Origin of the sequence: Rhodococcus sp. Z13 (genome assembly GCF_025837095.1) — a bacterium.
Classification (GTDB): domain Bacteria; phylum Actinomycetota; class Actinomycetes; order Mycobacteriales; family Mycobacteriaceae; genus Rhodococcus; species Rhodococcus sacchari.
Map to the genome: position 1 here is coordinate 1,916,566 of NZ_CP107551.1, position 16,417 is coordinate 1,932,982.

A 16,417-nucleotide genomic window follows, 5' to 3' on the forward strand; every position below is an offset into this window, starting at 1 on the left:
GGTCCGGGCGGCTACCCTGACGGATATGGCAGGAAAGTCGTCGGGCAGCCGCGGATCGTCGTCTACGACCTCACGGTCGCGGACGGGGGCCCGCAGCTCCGGCGGTAGCACGACCCGGTCGAGCGGTTCCGCGAAGAGCCGGTCGAGCGCCCGGACCTCGAAGTCCGCCTCGGCGAAATCCTCGGCCGCGACGAAATCGGCCGGTTCCGCGAGCCGGCCCTCGGCCCGTAAGTCCACGCCCGCCCGCCGCAGTGGATCCGGCGGTCGCGCCCCCGCCCGGGCGTCGTCCGCCTCGCGGCGTCCCACCCCGGCACGGCCCCGCCGCAGTTCCGGCGGTCTCCTCACCGCGGTCGGCCGCACGGTCGGCACCGGCTGGATGATGACGGCCCGGGCCGTGGGCGCCACGACCCGCACCATGAGCCGCGCCACCGAGATCGAGGCCGGGCACCGCCGCGACGCAGTCGCTCTCGGACTCATCTCGCTCGGGGTGATCGTCGCCGGCACCGTGTGGTTCGGCGTCGGCGGCCCGGTGGGGGAGTGGATCGAGGCGGCGGTGCGAGCCGTCACCGGCGGGGCGAGCGCCGTGCTGCCCCTGGTCGCCGTCGGCATCGCCGTGGCCCTCATGCGGACCGAACCGCACCCCGAGATCCGTCCCCGCCTCGTCGTCGGTGGGCTGCTCGTCGGCCTGTCGGCCCTGGGACTGTGGCACATCGCCTCCGGATCACCCACCGACGCGGAGGGACGCTCCGGCGGTGCCGGATTCGTGGGAGCGGCCGTCGGCGGCCCGCTGACCGCCGGCCTGACCATCTGGCTGTCCGTCCCGCTGATGTTCCTGGCGGGAGGCTTCGGCATCCTGCTCCTCACCGGCACCACCGTGCGTGAGCTGCCGGATCTGTTCCGCGACTACTTCGGCGTCGGCTACCGCGACGAGTACGACTACGACGAGTACGACGAGCCCTACGACGACGACTTCCGCGGCTACGACGAACCCCCGATGTTCGACGCGGACGGCTATCCGGTCGAGGATGCCGCCCCGAAGCGCTCGCGCCGCCGCCGCACCCCGGTCGAGAACTACCCGCCCGACGAGTTCGACGGCGACGCCCGCACCGAGGTGCTGCCGCTGTGGGACGAGGAGCCGGCGCCCGCACCCGACGGCCCTCCCGCGACGCTGGAGATGCCGGCGGTCGACGACGCTCCCGCCGCCACGCCCGCCCCGGCGCCGGCGCCCGCCCCGCGGAAGAAGGCCAAGGCCACCCCGCCGGCCGCGGTCGCCGACAACACCGTCGAACCCGAGACGATGGAACCGATCGTCCGCGACCGCGAGGTCGAGGGCGACTACACGCTGCCCTCGCTGGAACTGCTCACCAAGGGCGACCCGCCCAAGACCCGGTCCGCCGCGAACGACCAGATGATCGAGGCGATCACCGAGGTCCTCGAACAGTTCAAGATCGACGCCGCGGTCACCGGCTTCACCCGGGGCCCGACCGTCACCCGCTACGAGGTCGAACTCGGCCCGGGCGTGAAGGTCGAGAAGATCACCGCACTCGCCCGCAACATCGCGTACGCGGTCGCCACCGACAACGTCCGGCTGCTCGCCCCGATCCCCGGCAAGTCCGCCGTCGGTATCGAGGTGCCGAACACCGACCGCGAACTGGTACGCCTGTCGGACGTGCTCGCCGCGCCGTCCACCCGCCGCGACCACCACCCCCTGGTGATCGGTCTCGGCAAGGACATCGAGGGCGACTTCGTCTCCGCCAACCTCGCGAAGATGCCGCACCTGCTGGTCGCCGGCTCCACCGGCTCCGGTAAGTCCAGCTTCGTCAACTCGATGCTCGTGTCGCTGCTCATCCGCGCGACGCCCGACGAGGTGCGGATGATCCTCATCGACCCGAAGATGGTCGAGCTCACCCCCTACGAGGGCATCCCGCACCTGATCACGCCGATCATCACGCAGCCGAAGAAGGCCGCGGCGGCGCTCGCGTGGCTCGTCGAGGAGATGGAGCAGCGCTACCAGGACATGCAGGCCAACCGGGTGCGCCACATCGACGACTTCAACGCGAAGGTGAAGTCCGGGGAGATCACCGCACCGCTCGGCAGCGAACGCGTGTACCGGCCGTATCCGTACATCCTCGCGATCGTCGACGAGCTGGCCGACCTGATGATGACGGCCCCGCGCGACGTCGAGGACGCCATCGTCCGCATCACCCAGAAGGCCCGTGCCGCCGGCATCCACCTGGTGCTGGCCACCCAGCGACCCTCGGTCGACGTCGTCACCGGCCTGATCAAGACCAACGTGCCGTCGCGGCTCGCGTTCGCCACGAGCTCGCTGACCGACTCCCGCGTCATCCTCGACCAGCCCGGCGCCGAGAAGCTCATCGGCATGGGCGACGGCCTGTTCCTGCCGATGGGTGCGGGCAAGCCGATCCGCCTGCAGGGCGCGTTCATCACCGACGAAGAGATCGCGGCGGTCGTCGACTTCACCAAGAACCAGGCCGAACCCGAGTACAACGAGGGCGTCACCGCCCCCAAGGCCGGGGACAAGAAGGACGTCGACCCCGACATCGGCGACGATCTCGACCTGTTCCTGCAGGCCGTCGAACTCGTCGTCACGAGCCAGTTCGGGTCGACGTCGATGCTGCAGCGCAAGCTCCGCGTCGGTTTCGCCAAGGCCGGGCGCCTGATGGACCTGATGGAGACCCGCGAGATCGTGGGTCCCAGCGAGGGCAGCAAGGCCCGGGAGGTGCTGGTCAAGCCCGAGGAACTCGACGGGCTGCTCTACACCCTCCGCGGGGGTGGGGAGCTGCCGGCGGACGGGGCGACCGGCGGGGAGTGACGGCCGCGTCGTACGCGAAGTGCGACGCTGTGGCACAATCGGGGAAGCTGTGGAGGGGAGTATCCCCGAACTCCGCGGCGGTCTCGTCAACACGTGCGGCGCCGACGCTGTCCCGGGATCGTCGGTCCGGTCGTAGACCGGGCGGGAGAGACCTCCGGCAGGTACGCATACCTACCGGAAGGTTCCGACGCCCATGCACGTCACCCTGACGACCTGGCTCGTCACGATCGCCGTCATCATCGGTCTGTTCGTCTTCGACTTCTTCGCCCACGTCCGCAAACCGCACGCACCCACGCTGCGCGAGTCCGGTTTCTGGTCGGCGGTCTTCATCGCGATCGCGGTCCTGTTCGGCGGGATCGTGTTCTTGTTGTGGGGACCGACCTACGGCGGCGAGTACTTCGCCGGCTACATCACCGAGAAGGCGCTGTCGGTCGACAACCTGTTCGTCTTCGTCATCATCATGGCCACCTTCTCCGTGCCCCGGGAGTACCAGCAGAAGGTGCTCACCATCGGCATCGTGCTGGCCCTGGCGATGCGCGGCGCGTTCATCGCCGTCGGTGCGGCCGCGATCAACGCCTACAGCTGGGTGTTCTACCTTTTCGGCTTCTTCCTCGTGTACACCGCGATCAAACTGATCCGCGACCACGACGAGGACCCGAAGGAGATCTCCGAGAACAAGCTGGTCGTGGTGGCGCGAAAGATCCTGCCCGTGCACGACGAGTACGACGGCGACCGGCTCGTCACGCGCCGCAACGGCCGGCGGATGGTCACCCCGATGCTGCTCGCGCTGGTCACCATCGGGTTCACCGACATCCTCTTCGCGCTCGACTCGATCCCCGCGATCTACGGCCTGACCTCCGAGCCGTACCTGGTGTTCACCGCCAACGCGTTCGCCCTCATGGGTCTGCGCCAGCTGTTCTTCCTCATCGGCGGGCTGCTCGAGCGCCTCGTCTACCTGTCCTACGGCCTGTCGATCATCCTGGCGTTCATCGGCGTGAAGCTGGTGCTGCACGCCCTGCACGAGAACACCCTCGGCTGGATCAACGGCGGCGAGCACGTCGCCGTTCCGGAGATCTCCACCGCCGTGTCGCTGATCGTGATCGTCGGGGTCCTGACCGTCACGACGGTCGCGAGCCTGCTGAAGACGCGCGGCGCGGACCGTCGTGAACGGGCGGAGGAGCCGGTCAGGCGTTGAACACGCCCATCACCGGGTTCCACCCGGTGATGCGCACGGCGTCGATGAGGCCGCGCTTCGCGAAGGGGTCCTGGGCCATCACTTCGTGGGCCGCGGCCTCGTCGTCCGCCTCGACGAGGATCAGCGCGCCCGAACCGTCCGTCCACGGGCCGGTCGCCCGCACGGTGCCCTGGTCGACGAGACCGGAGAGCCAGGCCCGGTGCTCCGGGCGGTGCTCGTCGCGGCCGGTGACGGTCGACTCCGAGTAGGTGTACTCGACTGCGAACAGGGCCATGTCTTCCTCATTTCCGTGATCGGCGCCGCCACGAGGGCCACGCCTGCGAGATCGGGGACGGCGCCGGCTCAGAGGGTGAGCAGCATCCGGGTGTTGCCGAGCGTGTTGGGTTTCACATAGCTCAGATCCAGGAATTCGGCGACGCCGGTATCGTACGACCGGCACATCTCGGCGTAGACCTCGGCCGTCACCGGAGTCCCCTGGATCTCGGTGAACCCGTGGCGCGCGAAGAAGTCGACCTCGAAGGTGAGCACGAACAGCCGTTCCAGTTCGAGATCGCGGGCGACCTCGATCAGGCGGGACACGATCAGGTGACCGGCACCGCGGCCTTTCACGGTGGGATCGACGGCCACCGTGCGCACCTCCCCGAGATCCGCCCACAGCACGTGGAGGGCACCGCACCCCACCACGCGCCCGCCGAGTTCGGCCACCCAGAACTCCTGGACGGACTCGTACAGCGTCACGAGGTTCTTCTCGAGCAGGATCTTGCCCGCGTAGATGTCGATGAGCCGCTTGATCTCGGGCACGTCGGAGGTTCGGGCGCGCCGCACGACCATTCGATCGGCCGAGTCGTTGTCCGTCACCTGTGTCGTCATGCGGTGAACAGTAGCGCGTGAGGTAACCGATATTGTGGGGCACATGAGCACGCCCCGCCAGCACGTCACCGCTTCGGGCGGGAGCGGCGCCGCACCCGGACCGCAGGCCGGGATGCCGCACGAGCCGGTGCCCCTGTGGAACATTGCCAACGTTCTCACGGTCCTGCGCATCGTGCTGGTGCCGGTCTTCCTGGTGTTCCTCTTCGTGGGGGGCGGCCACGACACCGGCTGGCGCCTCGCCGCCACCGGGGTGTTCGCGGTCGCCGCGATCACCGACCGCATCGACGGCCAGCTCGCCCGCAAGCACGGTCTCGTCACCGACTTCGGCAAACTCGCCGACCCCATCGCCGACAAGGCGCTCATGGGTGCCGCCCTGGTAGGCCTGTCACTGCTCGGCGACCTGTCCTGGTGGGTCACCGGCATCATCGCGGCCCGCGAGCTGGGCATCACCGCCCTGCGGTTCGCGGTGCTGCGCCACGCCGTCATCCCCGCCAGCCGCGGCGGCAAGGCCAAGACCCTCGCCCAGACCCTCGCGATCGGCATGTACCTGCTGCCGCTGCCCGAGGCCGCGACCCCGGTCGCGATCGCGCTGATGGCGCTGGCGGTGTTCCTCACCGTGGTGACGGGCCTCGACTACGTGGTGCAGGCCGCCCGGCTGCGGACCGGGGTGCGGCGCACCGAGAACCAGCACGCCGACGGCGGCGCGGGCGGCGCCGCGGAGGGACGGACCGACGGGAGCGTGGTGGAGGACACCCCGTGACGTGTCCGGGAGACCCGCTGGTCGTGTCCACCCGCGCCCCGGAACTCGTCGCCGCCCTGAACCGCGTCTTCCTCGCGATCAGCGGTCCCGACGGAATCGAGGTGACGCGTCCCCTCTTGGACGGTGACCGGTGGGCGATCCGGCTCAGGGCGGTCGACACGGCGGTGTCGGGGCTACTCGGGCGCCTGCAACGGCTCTCGGCGTTGTAATGTCTGGGAACCGCAGTATCGACGTCCATCGATCTGCGGGAACCTCGTGACGTCGTCGCGCGTTGACGAGGTGTCGGCACGACGGACGAAGGAGGATGGGATGGCGCTGTTGTTGCGTGAGGCACTCGGTGACAGCCTTCGGCGCACCCGTGTTTCGCAGAGCCGCACCCTGCGCGAAGTTTCCAGCAGCGCCCGGGTCAGCCTCGGTTATCTCTCCGAGATCGAGCGCGGCAGAAAGGAAGCCTCGAGCGAACTGCTCGCGGCGATCTGCGACGCACTGGACGTCCCGCTCTCCGATGTGCTGTTCGACGTGAGCGGTCTGCTGGCGGAGAGCCCCGGTCGCGGTGCGGCCGTGGAGGACACCGCCGCCGACGCCGCTGCTGCCGCGGACGACGGTGCCGCCGTCGAGTCCGGACTCATCGCGCAGGAGCCCCGGATGGTGATTCCGGCACCTGCCGCGCAGGCGCTGGCAGCCGCCTAACATGGACCTCGGACCGTGCCGGCCTCGCCGGACGCGGACGGAGGCGATATCGGACGGGTCGCCGATGGCGGCCCGGACGGGGCAGGTGAGATCGTCGGGGTGTCCAGCGGACCGGCGATCAGGAACCGGTGCGCGAGGGCCGCGCACCGGGTCGCGTTCGGCGCGGCGTACCAGATGGAGGCAGGATCACACCCATGGCTAATCCGTTCGTCAAGGGTTGGAAGTACCTGATGGCGCTTTTCAACTCCAAGATCGATGAGAAGGCCGATCCGAAGGTCCAGATTCAGCAGGCGATCGAGGATGCGCAGCGCCAGCATCAGGCTCTCTCGCAGCAGGCGGCCTCCGTCATCGGCAACCAGCGGCAGCTCGAGATGAAGCTCAATCGGCAGCTCGACGAGGTCGAGAAGCTCAACGCGAGTGCGCGCCAGGCGGTCATGATGGCCGACCAGGCCGCGGCCGCGGGCGACACCGAGAAGGCGATCCAGTACACGAACGCCGCGGAGGCCTTCGCCGCGCAGCTCGTGACCGCCGAACAGGCCGTCGAGGACCTCAAGGTGCTGCACGACCAGTCCCTGCAGGCCGCCGCCCAGGCCAAGAAGGCCGTCGAGCAGAACGCCATGGCCCTGCAGCAGAAGGTCGCCGAGCGGACCAAGCTGCTCAGCCAGCTCGAGCAGGCCAAGATGCAGGAGCGGGTCAGCGAGTCGCTGCGCTCGATGGACTCCACCCTCTCGGCCCCCGGCACCACCCCGAGCCTCGACGCGGTCCGCGAGAAGATCGAGCGTCGCTACGCCGATGCCCTCGGTTCGGCCGAGCTCGCCCAGAACTCGGTGCAGGGCCGCATGCTCGAGGTCCAGCAGGCCACCGTCCAGATGGCCGGCCACAACCGCCTCGAGCAGATCCGCGCCTCCATGAAGGGCGAGGCCCTGCCGGGTACGCCCGCCAATCCCGCGGTCGACACCCGCAAGGAGCCGCCGAACGCCGCCGGTTCCACCGGCCGGTGACCGGTCCGCAGTCGGGAACGTGACCTCGCCATGAACACCTCCGGAGACGGCCGGACCGGGAACCTCCCCGGTCCGGCCGTTGCCGCCTTCCGGGACGTGACCGCCTCCGCCGTGGAGGCGGCCCGCCGCTGGCGCGATCCCGCGGCCCGGCTGCGCCGCAAGACCCGCCGCGCCCGCCGCCGCGCGACCTTCCTCGGAACCGCCTCGGGCACCTGGGGCGTCGGCACCGCGACCCTCGTCGCGGCGTCCGCCCCGGAGTGGACCGTCGTCGCCACCGGGGGAGCGACCGCGGTGTTCGCCGTCCCCGCGGTCATGGCCTACCGCCGGTTCCGTCGCCTGTCCGCCGTGTCCCTGCCGCCCGCCCCGCCGAAACGGCGGTCGCGCCCGGCTGTCGGTTCCGTCGCCCGCGCCCCCATGGAACGGCTCGCGGCGAGCGAGGACAGCCTGTCGCGCCTGCTCGGGGTGCTCGTCCGCTCCAACTCCGTCGTTCCCGACGACCTCGCCGAGATCGACGAGGCGGCCCGCGCCGCGTCGTCCGCGCTCGAGGCTGTGGCCGAGGACGTCGTGGCTCTCGAATCCGCTGCCCGCGGCAGTGCCGCCGCGAAGGCCCATCTGGCGTCGGCGATCACCGCGGCCGGACAGCGTCTCGATGCGGGCGTCGACCAGTTCGAGGAACTCGTCGCGGCCGCTGCACGCCTCGCCGCGACCGCGGAGGGCAATCGCTCCCTCACAGTGCTCGAACAACAGCGGGCCGAACTCATCGCGACCTCCGACAAGCTCGAGAGCTGGGCTCAGTCCTGGCGCGAAGTCGCGCAGATCCAGCAGCGTTACCGCAACTGAGGAGCCCCGGCGCGGCTAGTCGTCGACCCCGCGGGCCGCGAGCGCCTCACCCATCGCCTCGGCGGTCCGCAGTGCCCCGATCACCACCGGCACCACCAGGGCCCGCAACGAGAACCCGAGCCCGCGTGCCTTACGGGCCTCGGTCACCCGAATCACCACCGTGCCGAGCAGCGGAATCGCCCGCACGGTCATCACGAGCACCAGCCCCACCCGGTCGGGATCGACCCCGACCCGCCGCAGCGGCCCGGCCGCGCGCACGATCGCGTCGAGCATGTCCGTCGTCCGGGTCGTCAGGGTCACCAGCGCGGCCAGCGCGACCGCCACCAGCAGCGACCCGCAGATCACCACCGCCCGCTCCCAACCGGCCAGCAGCGTCTGGAAGGCCGCGATGATCACCAGCATCCACATCACCGGCCGCAGCTGCACGACGGCCGCGCGGGGCGGGATCCGGGCCACGAGATAGGCGAGAACCGCCAGGCCCAGCGCCGGCAGCACCTGCCAGGGCTGGCGGATCCACAACGTGAGCACCAGGACGACCACGGCGACCGCGAGCAGCTTCGCGCCCGCCGGCGCCCGGTGCAGCACCGAGCTGCCGGGATGGTAGAGGCCGAAGGTGTTCACCCGATGAGGTCCCGGTAGAACGCGAGCGCCGGAGCGGGCTCGTCGTCGGCGACGATACGCCCCGCATCCACTACCAGCACCCGGTCGAAGTCGGCGAGCAGATCGAGATTGTGGGTCACCGCGATCACCTGCTGCGGCAGCGCCGCGAAGGTCCGGGCGATGAGCTTGGTGTTGCGCAGGTCCAGCAGCGTCGTGGGCTCGTCGGCGACCAGCACCGCGGGGTCGGTGACCATGATCGCGGCGAGCGCGAGCAGCTGCTTCTGGCCGCCCGAGAGCAGATGGCTCGGATGGTCGTGGTGACCGTCGAGACCGAAGTCCGCGAGCACCCGACGCACCCGCTCCTCGCGTTCCTCCTTGCCCAGGCCGCTGCGGCGCAGCGAGAACGCCACGTCCTCGGCGACCGTGGGCATGACGATCTGGTGCTCCGGGTCGGTGAACACGAACCCGACCCGTCTGCGCACCTCCCGGCCCTTGCGGGCGGTGTCGAGGCCGTCCACGGTGACCGAGCCCGACGACGGTACGAGCAGACCGTTGATCATCCGCGCCATCGTCGACTTGCCGCTGCCGTTGGCGCCGACGATCCCGATGCGCCGTTCGGTGAGCGTGACGTCGATACCATCGAGGACGGCCCGGTCACCGTAGGCGTGCCGGACCTGCCGGAAACGGATCTCGCTCATCGCGGGGGAGGTTCGGGGCTGCTCAGTGCGCAGGGTCCGCCGCGGTGCGCTGCGAGATCCGCGGCGCCGCGAGGGCGGGATAGGCGCGGTGCACCTGCGCGGCGACCGCCGCGGCGACGACGGCCTTGAGCAGGTCGCCGGGCAGGAAGGTGACATTGGCGGCCGCGGCGGCCCACACCGTCAGGTCGGTGCGCAGCACCATGCCGGCGATGCCGAAGGCGTAGAGCACCACGATCCCGCCGAGGACGTTGACGGCCACACCCGGCAGGGTCCGGTAGCGGGGCAGCATCTTCGTGCTCAGCCACCCGATCACCGCGACCGCGGGGATCCAGCCGATGAGAAAGCCCACCGTCGGGCCCGCCAGCGAGGTGAGGGTCGTGCGGCCGCCGGCCAGCACGGGCAGCGCCAGGCCGAGGACGATCACGGTGAGCACCGCCAGGGTGCCCTTGCGGGCGCCGAGCAGGGCGCCGGCGAGCATCACCCCGAGCGTCTGGAGCGTGATGGGGACACCCGAGGAGCCGATGCTGATCTGTCCCGGCAGGCCGAGGGCGATGATCAGGGCGGCGAACACGGCGATCTGCGCGAGGTCGCGCGCGGGGATACGGCGGGTCGAGGACACGATTATCAGCCTTTTCGCATGGACGGTGAACTCGTAGAGCTTAAGCGGCCGGGCCGTGCTGCGGGTCACCACCCCGCGCCCGGCAGGATCCGGGCCACACCGGGGTGCGCATGGGGGAGTCCCCTGATCTTTCCCTGATTTCCTTGCTGACCTGCTGTTTTTCTCCTCGGCACGTGCCAGCATCGAAGGCGTAGGCAAGACGGAGTCCGGCACCACGGCCGGCATCGACGGTGGGAGTTCCCATGTTCTGGAAGATCGTAGGAGTCGTCGCCCTGGTCTGGATCGGCTTCGCGGTCCTCGGCGCCCTGCTCGACAATCTCTTCGGTTTCCTCGTGCTCGGCGCGGTGATCTTCGGCGGATACCTGCTGTACAAGGCAGTATCGGGAAGTGACAAGCAGGACCTGACCAGACTCTAGAGACGAGGTGGCTGTGGAGGCGGTACCGGAGGACTGGGAGCGCGGCCTGGTGATCGCTGCGCATCCCGACGACATCGAGTACGGCGCCGCCGCCGCGGTGGCTCGCTGGACCGGTCAGGGGAAGCAGGTCCGGTACGTCCTCGCCACGAGCGGCGAAGCCGGCATCGCCGGACTGCCCCCGGCGGAGTGCGGGCCCCTCCGGGAAGCCGAGGAACGCGAGTCCGCGCGCATCGTCGGGGTCGACTCCGTCGACTTCCTCGGTCACCGCGACGGACAGCTCGTCGCCGGACCGGACCTGCGCCGCGACCTCGCGGCGAGCATCCGGCGGTACCGCCCCGAGATGGTGGTCACCGGCCATTTCGGGCTCACCTGGTTCCCCGGGATCCTCAACAGCGCCGATCACCGCGCGCTCGGGCTCAGCGTCCTCGACGCCGTCGCCGACGCCGCCAACGAATGGATCTTCCCCGAACTCACCGAGCAGGGACTCGAACCGTGGGCGGGGGTGCGGTGGGTCGCGGTGAACACCACCGCCGAGCAGACGCACGCGGTGGACGTCACCGACACCGTCGAGGTCGCCGTGACCTCGCTCGCCGCACACCGCCGCTATCTCGAGACGCTGACGACCGACCGCAGTGCCGAGCAGCAGGCCCGCGACCAGGTCGAGATGTCCTCCGCGCCGCTGCCGGGATTCCCCGCGGCGCGTGCGGTGGGCTTCCAGCTGTACACCTTCGCGGGATAGGCCCCCAGCTCGGCGCGGCCGGGACGGTGGTGCAGGTCGGGATGGTGGTGCAGGTCGGGATGGTGGTGCAGGTCGGGACGGCGCAGTCGGGGCCCGGCACGGGTGTGGCACTCTGAGCGCGTGCGAGTGGCGTTGGTGGCCGGACCGGATGCCGGACATGCGATTCCTGCGATCGCGTTGGCTCGGCGCCTCGCGGACGCCGGACACGATCCGGTCGTGTTCACCGGCGACCGGTGGCTCGGGGTGGACCTGCCCGGGGTGACCGTCGCGGAACTGAAAGGGCTCGCACCGCGCCTCGGCGACGACGACACCGACGCCGGCGCGAAGATCCACGCGCGCGCCGCGCACATCGCGAGCGAGATGCTCCCCGACCTCAGCGCACTGCTGCCCGACCTCGTCGTCTCGGACGTGATCACCGCCGGGGGCGGCATGGCCGCCGAACGGCTGGGGATCCCCTGGGTGGAACTGTCGCCGCACCCGCTCTACCTGCCCTCGCGTGGACTCCCGCCGATCGGCAGCGGACTCGCCCCGGGCACCGGCGTGCACGGACGCCTGCGCGATGCCCTGCTGCGCGCCATGTCCGCACGGTCGGTGCGGCAAGGAGAACGCGAACGCGCGGCTGCCCGCGTCGGAATCGGCCTGCCCGCCGAGGATCCGGGTCCGGCGGCGCGGCTCGTCGCGACCCTGCCGGCGCTCGAGGTACCCCGCCCGGACTGGCCCGCGACGGCGCACGTCGTGGGCCCGCTGTTGTGGGAACCCACCGATCTCGTGCTCGAACCCCCGGCCGGGGACGGGCCTGTGGTGATGGTCGCGCCGTCCACCGCGACGACCGGTGTCGCGGGCATGGTCGAGACCGTCTGCGAGGGACTCGCGGGGGCGGGGATGCGGGTCGCGGCGACCGTGCTGGACCCGGCATCCCACGACCTGCCGGATTGGGCCGTGGCCGGTCGGGGCCGGCAGGACGTCCTGCTCCGGCAGGCCGATGTGGTGGTCTGCGGGGGAGGGCACGGAATGCTCGCGAAGGCGCTGAGCGCCGGGGTGCCCGCCGTGATCGTGCCCGGTGGCGGCGACCAGTGGGAGCTGGCGAACCGCGCGGCGCGGCAGGGCAGCGCGGTGATCGTGCGGCCCCTCGATGCCACCGCGGTGCGGGACGCGGTCCGGACGGTGCTGTCGACCCCGTCGTACGCCGCCGCGGCCCGCGCGGCCGCCGGGAGCGCCGGCCGGGTCGAGGATCCGGTCGCGGTGTGCGAGTCGGTCCTGCACCGGATCTGATTCCCCGGGAACGTCCCCGCTGTGCCGGCTGTTTCCGGGCGACTACCGTGGGCGGGGTGCGGTTGACGGAGTTCTACGAGACGGTTCGCGACGAGTTCGGGCAGATGCACGGCGACGCGCTTCTGCGCGACCACGTGCTGCTCTCCCTCGGAGGACGGACCGCGGCCGAAGCGATCGAGGCAGGTCGAGAGCCCCGCGAGGTGTGGCGGGCGCTCTGCGAGGAGTTCGACGTGCCGCCGGCCCGGCGGTGACCGGGACGGACACGCGCCGACCGCGGATGTTCGAACGCGTGTTCGGTTATGCTGGTGGGTGTCGGGACGGTTGTCCACAGCCGGTGATCCCATCCACAGATACGGCGTTCCGGGGGGTCACCGCGGCGAACTTGTCGGTGCCGGGTTCTAACGTCGTCGACAACAAGGACGAGATTCGATTAAGGGGACCAAGATGGCAGCACAGGCACACGACCGCGAAAAGGCGCTCGAGCTCGCCCTCGCACAGATCGACAAGAGCTTCGGCAAGGGCTCGGTGATGCGCCTGGGAGAGGACGTACGCCCGCCCATCGCGGTCATTCCCACCGGGTCGATCGCGCTCGACGTCGCGCTCGGCATCGGCGGCCTCCCGCGGGGCCGCATCATCGAGATCTACGGGCCGGAGTCCTCGGGTAAGACGACGGTGGCCTTGCACGCCGTCGCCAACGCCCAGGCAGCCGGCGGCATCGCGGCGTTCATCGACGCCGAGCACGCCCTCGACCCGGAGTACGCCCGCAAGCTCGGTGTCGACACCGACGCCCTGCTCGTCTCCCAGCCCGACACCGGTGAGCAGGCACTCGAGATCGCCGACATGCTCATCCGCTCGGGTGCTCTCGACATCATCGTCATCGACTCCGTGGCCGCACTCGTGCCCCGCGCCGAGATCGAGGGCGAGATGGGCGACAGCCACGTCGGTCTGCAGGCCCGCCTGATGAGCCAGGCGCTGCGCAAGATGACCGGTGCTCTCAACAACTCCGGCACCACCGCGATCTTCATCAACCAGCTGCGCGAGAAGATCGGCGTGATGTTCGGCTCGCCCGAGACCACCACGGGCGGTAAGGCACTGAAGTTCTACGCCTCCGTGCGTCTGGACGTGCGCCGCATCGAGACCCTCAAGGACGGCGGCGACGCGGTCGGCAACCGCACCCGCGTGAAGGTCGTCAAGAACAAGGTGTCCCCGCCGTTCAAGCAGGCCGAGTTCGACATCCTGTACGGCCAGGGCATCTCGAAGGAGGGCTCGCTCATCGACATGGGTGTCGACCAGGGCATCATCCGCAAGTCGGGCTCCTGGTACACCTACGAGGGCGACCAGCTGGGTCAGGGCAAGGAGAACGCCCGCAAGTTCCTGCTCGAGAACGTCGACATCCGCGACGAGATCGAGAAGAAGATCAAGGAGAAGCTGGGCATCGGTGCCACGCTGACCGACGGCGAGGACGCCGAGGAGCCGGCCGACTTCTAGTCACCGACAGAACGGAGGCGTGGGCATCTGCCCGCGCCTCCGTCGTCGTCTCCGCGGTCCTTCCCGTCCCGGAGGGGTGTGTCGGTGCCTCCGGTTACTGTGCGGGCCATGGACGATCCTGCCGCACGCCCCGACCGACGCTCGCGCCGCCGCACTGGCCACACCGAGCAGGAACTACCGGGCGGTGGCACCGAGGCGCAGGCGAAGGAGGTGTGCCTGCGGCTGCTCACCGACCGGGCCCGCAGCCGCGCCGAACTCGCGGCGAAGCTGGCGCAGAAGGGATTCGCCGCCGACGTCGCCGACCGCGCCCTCGACCGGCTCGTCGAGGTGGGTCTGATCGACGACGCCGACTTCGCGCAGCAGTGGGCGCGGTCGCGGCACCTGCACGCCGGCAAGGGCAAACGCGCCATCGCGCTCGAACTGCGACGCAAGGGCATCGACGCCGCCGACGCGGCCGCCGCGCTCGACGAGATCGACAGCGAGGACGAACGGGCCCGCGCCGTCGACCTCGTCCGCAAGAAGCTGCGCACCCAGCCGCCGCTGCCCACCGAGGGCGACCGTCGCGAGATCGCCGCCGAACGCGACAAGCTGGTGCGACGGCTGGTCGGCATGCTCGCCCGCCGCGGCTACCCGCAGGGCATGGCGTTCGACGTGGTCCGCGAGGAGCTCGCCGCCTTCGGCACCGATGCTCGCGAGCTGCCGACGGATTGAGCTGCTACCGCTTCCGGTCGTCGCCGGTCATGTCGAGGCCGGGCACGGAGATCGCCGGCAGGTCCTCCGGGTCCTCCGCCGGGATCACACCCCGCTTGCTGCGACCCGACCGCAGACGCTTCTCGAGCCACATCGCGAACCGGGTGAGAGCGCTGTTGAGCGCGATCATGATCGCCGCGACCACCAGCAGCGCCGGCAGATAGTTCTGGAAGAACGCGCCGAGTTGCTGACCCGAGCGCACCACCTCGACGTAGCCGATCAGATAGCCCAGCGCGGAGTCCTTCAGCGCGATCACCATCTGCGACACGATCGCCGGCAGCATCACCGTCACGGCCTGCGGCAGCAGGATCAGGCGCATCACCTGGTTCTTGCGCATGCCCACGGCGTAGGCGGCTTCGCTCTGGCCGCGGGGCAGCGACTTGATGCCCGCCCGCACGATCTCGGCGATGACCGACCCGTTGTACAAGGTCAGGCCGGTGATGACCGCCGCCAGCGCCAGATAACCGGACTTGAACACCCGGTACTCGGCGAACACCTGGTAGGCGAAGATCATCAGGATCAGCACCGGAACCGCGCGGAACAGCTCCACGATCGCCCCGGCGAGCACCCGAACCCACCGGTGATCGGACAGGCGCGCGATACCCAGCGCCGCACCCAGCACCAGGGCGAGCACGATCGACGCGACCGCCGCGACGATCGTGCCCCGGATACCGGGCAGCAGATAGGTCGTCCAGCTGGTGGATTCGAGGAAGGGCTCCCACTTGGCCGCGGTCAGCTGCCCGTTGGTGTCGAGGGCCCGGTAGACGAACCACCCGGCGAGCAGCAGGACGGTGACCACGACCACCGACAGGATCCGGTAGGTCGCCCGCGCCTTGGGGCCGGGCGCGTCGTACAGGACGGTTCCGTGGGCACTCATCGGGAGACCTCGAATCGTTTGCTGAGCCAGCCGAACACCAGGCCGGTCGGGAGGGTGAGGATGACGAAGCCGAGCGCGAAGATGCCACCGACGAGGAAGATGGCCGCCTCGTTCTCGATCATCGTCTTCATCAGCAGCGACGCCTCGGAGACACCGATGACCGAGGCGATCGTCGAGTTCTTGGTCAGGGCGATGAGCACCGATCCGAGCGGCGCGATGACCGCGCGGAAGGCCTGCGGCAGCACGACCAGCCGCAGGTTCTGGCTGAAGGTGAGCCCGAGCGAGCGGCCCGCCTCCGACTGGCCGAGGGGGACGGTGTTGATGCCGGAGCGCAGCGACTCGCACACGAACGCCGCGGTGTAGATGCTCAGGCCGAGCACCGCGAGCCGGAAGTTGTTGTCGACGAGGAAGGTCGGCGACGACTCCGACGCGAGCTTGATGCCCAGCGTCTGGGACAACCCGAACAGGCAGAAGATGATGATCAGCGTGAGCGGCGTGTTGCGGAAGATCGTCACGTAGGCGGTGCCGACGGCGCGCGCCACGGGGATGGGGGACACCCGCATCGCCACCAGGATCGTTCCGAGGATCAACGCGCCGACCGCCGACAGGACGGTCAACTGGATGGTGGTCCAGAACGCGTCGAGCAGCTGACTGCCGTACTTGCTCAACAGATCCACAGGTCACTCCGGGATCGAGGGGACAGGGCGAGGATGGGGCCGGACCGGCCGGTCCCCGGACGAACCGGGGACCGGCCGGAACGGCACCGGAA

20 protein-coding genes are annotated in these 16,417 nt (G+C 70.2%); 13 read left to right on the plus strand and 7 right to left on the minus strand.

Going from position 1 to position 16,417, the window contains the following annotated elements:
- The first annotated feature begins 25 nt into the window (after positions 1-25).
- Both OED52_RS08765 and OED52_RS08770 read left to right on the plus strand, forming a co-directional pair.
- A complete protein-coding gene (locus tag OED52_RS08765; RefSeq protein ID WP_264154246.1) occupies positions 26-2,833 on the plus strand; it encodes a DNA translocase FtsK in 2,808 nt (935 codons plus the stop codon).
- Positions 2,834-3,026: 193 nt separating this feature from the next.
- Positions 3,027-4,028 carry a TerC family protein gene (locus OED52_RS08770; RefSeq protein WP_264154247.1) on the plus strand — a complete coding sequence of 334 codons (1,002 nt, stop codon included), beginning with the start codon at positions 3,027-3,029 and terminating at the stop codon, positions 4,026-4,028.
- Here OED52_RS08770 and OED52_RS08775 read toward each other — a convergent pair.
- Together OED52_RS08775 and OED52_RS08780 are read right to left on the minus strand one after the other, a co-directional pair.
- A complete protein-coding gene (locus OED52_RS08775) occupies positions 4,018-4,302 on the minus strand; it encodes a YciI family protein (RefSeq protein WP_264154248.1) in 285 nt (94 codons plus the stop codon). The two genes, OED52_RS08770 and OED52_RS08775, sit on opposite strands and share 11 nt — an antisense overlap.
- A gap of 68 nt (positions 4,303-4,370) precedes the next feature.
- The gene (locus OED52_RS08780; protein WP_413247754.1) at positions 4,371-4,859 is read right to left on the minus strand and encodes an amino-acid N-acetyltransferase; all 489 of its coding nucleotides are present in this window, start codon (positions 4,857-4,859) and stop codon (positions 4,371-4,373) included.
- An 82-nt stretch (positions 4,860-4,941) separates the two neighbouring features.
- Here OED52_RS08780 and pgsA point away from each other — a divergent pair, with 82 nt between their 5' ends.
- The 5 genes from pgsA (at position 4,942) to pspM (ending at position 8,189) form a co-directional block, all read left to right on the plus strand.
- On the plus strand, positions 4,942-5,658 hold the full coding sequence (pgsA, locus tag OED52_RS08785) for a CDP-diacylglycerol--glycerol-3-phosphate 3-phosphatidyltransferase (protein ID WP_264154250.1): 717 nt from the start codon (positions 4,942-4,944) through the stop codon (positions 5,656-5,658).
- Entirely contained in the window at positions 5,655-5,867 is a 213-nt protein-coding gene (locus OED52_RS08790; protein ID WP_264154251.1) for a CinA family protein, read from the plus strand. Before pgsA ends, OED52_RS08790 begins: the two co-directional genes overlap by 4 nt.
- 100 nt (positions 5,868-5,967) lie before the next feature.
- Positions 5,968-6,348 carry a helix-turn-helix domain-containing protein gene (locus tag OED52_RS08795; RefSeq protein ID WP_264154252.1) on the plus strand — a complete coding sequence of 127 codons (381 nt, stop codon included), beginning with the start codon at positions 5,968-5,970 and terminating at the stop codon, positions 6,346-6,348.
- Positions 6,349-6,542: 194 nt separating this feature from the next.
- Entirely contained in the window at positions 6,543-7,349 is an 807-nt protein-coding gene (locus OED52_RS08800) for a PspA/IM30 family protein (protein WP_264154253.1), read from the plus strand.
- A gap of 30 nt (positions 7,350-7,379) precedes the next feature.
- Positions 7,380-8,189, plus strand: a complete 810-nt coding sequence (pspM, locus tag OED52_RS08805) for a phage shock envelope stress response protein PspM (protein WP_264154254.1) — start codon at positions 7,380-7,382, stop codon at positions 8,187-8,189.
- Positions 8,190-8,204: 15 nt separating this feature from the next.
- Here pspM and OED52_RS08810 read toward each other — a convergent pair whose 3' ends face one another.
- Genes OED52_RS08810 through OED52_RS08820 form a run of 3 tightly spaced genes read right to left on the minus strand, consistent with a single transcriptional unit; the run spans position 8,205 to position 10,106 of the window.
- A complete protein-coding gene (locus OED52_RS08810) occupies positions 8,205-8,810 on the minus strand; it encodes an energy-coupling factor transporter transmembrane component T family protein (RefSeq protein WP_264154255.1) in 606 nt (201 codons plus the stop codon).
- The gene (locus OED52_RS08815) at positions 8,807-9,487 is read right to left on the minus strand and encodes an energy-coupling factor ABC transporter ATP-binding protein (protein ID WP_264154256.1); all 681 of its coding nucleotides are present in this window, start codon (positions 9,485-9,487) and stop codon (positions 8,807-8,809) included. Before OED52_RS08815 ends, OED52_RS08810 begins: the two co-directional genes overlap by 4 nt.
- 22 nt (positions 9,488-9,509) lie before the next feature.
- Positions 9,510-10,106, minus strand: a complete 597-nt coding sequence (locus tag OED52_RS08820; RefSeq protein WP_264154257.1) for a biotin transporter BioY — start codon at positions 10,104-10,106, stop codon at positions 9,510-9,512.
- Positions 10,107-10,348: 242 nt separating this feature from the next.
- On the opposite strand from OED52_RS08820, the gene OED52_RS08825 reads away from it, so the two are divergent.
- The 6 genes from OED52_RS08825 (at position 10,349) to recX (ending at position 14,732) form a co-directional block, all read left to right on the plus strand.
- Complete coding sequence (locus OED52_RS08825; RefSeq protein WP_264154258.1) at positions 10,349-10,522, plus strand: hypothetical protein; 174 nt, start codon at positions 10,349-10,351, stop codon at positions 10,520-10,522.
- Positions 10,523-10,535: 13 nt separating this feature from the next.
- Positions 10,536-11,261 (plus strand): PIG-L deacetylase family protein, encoded by a 726-nt coding sequence (locus OED52_RS08830; protein ID WP_264154259.1) that lies wholly within the window; start codon positions 10,536-10,538, stop codon positions 11,259-11,261.
- A gap of 120 nt (positions 11,262-11,381) precedes the next feature.
- A complete protein-coding gene (locus OED52_RS08835; RefSeq protein ID WP_264154260.1) occupies positions 11,382-12,533 on the plus strand; it encodes a glycosyltransferase in 1,152 nt (383 codons plus the stop codon).
- A 56-nt stretch (positions 12,534-12,589) separates the two neighbouring features.
- Positions 12,590-12,784 carry a DUF3046 domain-containing protein gene (locus OED52_RS08840; RefSeq protein ID WP_264154261.1) on the plus strand — a complete coding sequence of 65 codons (195 nt, stop codon included), beginning with the start codon at positions 12,590-12,592 and terminating at the stop codon, positions 12,782-12,784.
- A gap of 193 nt (positions 12,785-12,977) precedes the next feature.
- Positions 12,978-14,021 carry a recombinase RecA gene (gene recA, locus OED52_RS08845; RefSeq protein ID WP_264154262.1) on the plus strand — a complete coding sequence of 348 codons (1,044 nt, stop codon included), beginning with the start codon at positions 12,978-12,980 and terminating at the stop codon, positions 14,019-14,021.
- A gap of 108 nt (positions 14,022-14,129) precedes the next feature.
- On the plus strand, positions 14,130-14,732 hold the full coding sequence (gene recX, locus OED52_RS08850; RefSeq protein ID WP_264154263.1) for a recombination regulator RecX: 603 nt from the start codon (positions 14,130-14,132) through the stop codon (positions 14,730-14,732).
- A gap of 4 nt (positions 14,733-14,736) precedes the next feature.
- Here recX and OED52_RS08855 read toward each other — a convergent pair whose 3' ends face one another.
- Positions 14,737-15,648, minus strand: coding sequence for an amino acid ABC transporter permease (locus OED52_RS08855; protein ID WP_264154264.1), 912 nt, complete (start codon positions 15,646-15,648; stop codon positions 14,737-14,739).
- Entirely contained in the window at positions 15,645-16,325 is a 681-nt protein-coding gene (locus OED52_RS08860) for an amino acid ABC transporter permease (protein WP_264154265.1), read from the minus strand. Before OED52_RS08860 ends, OED52_RS08855 begins: the two co-directional genes overlap by 4 nt.
- Between the last annotated feature and the right edge of the window lie 92 nt (positions 16,326-16,417).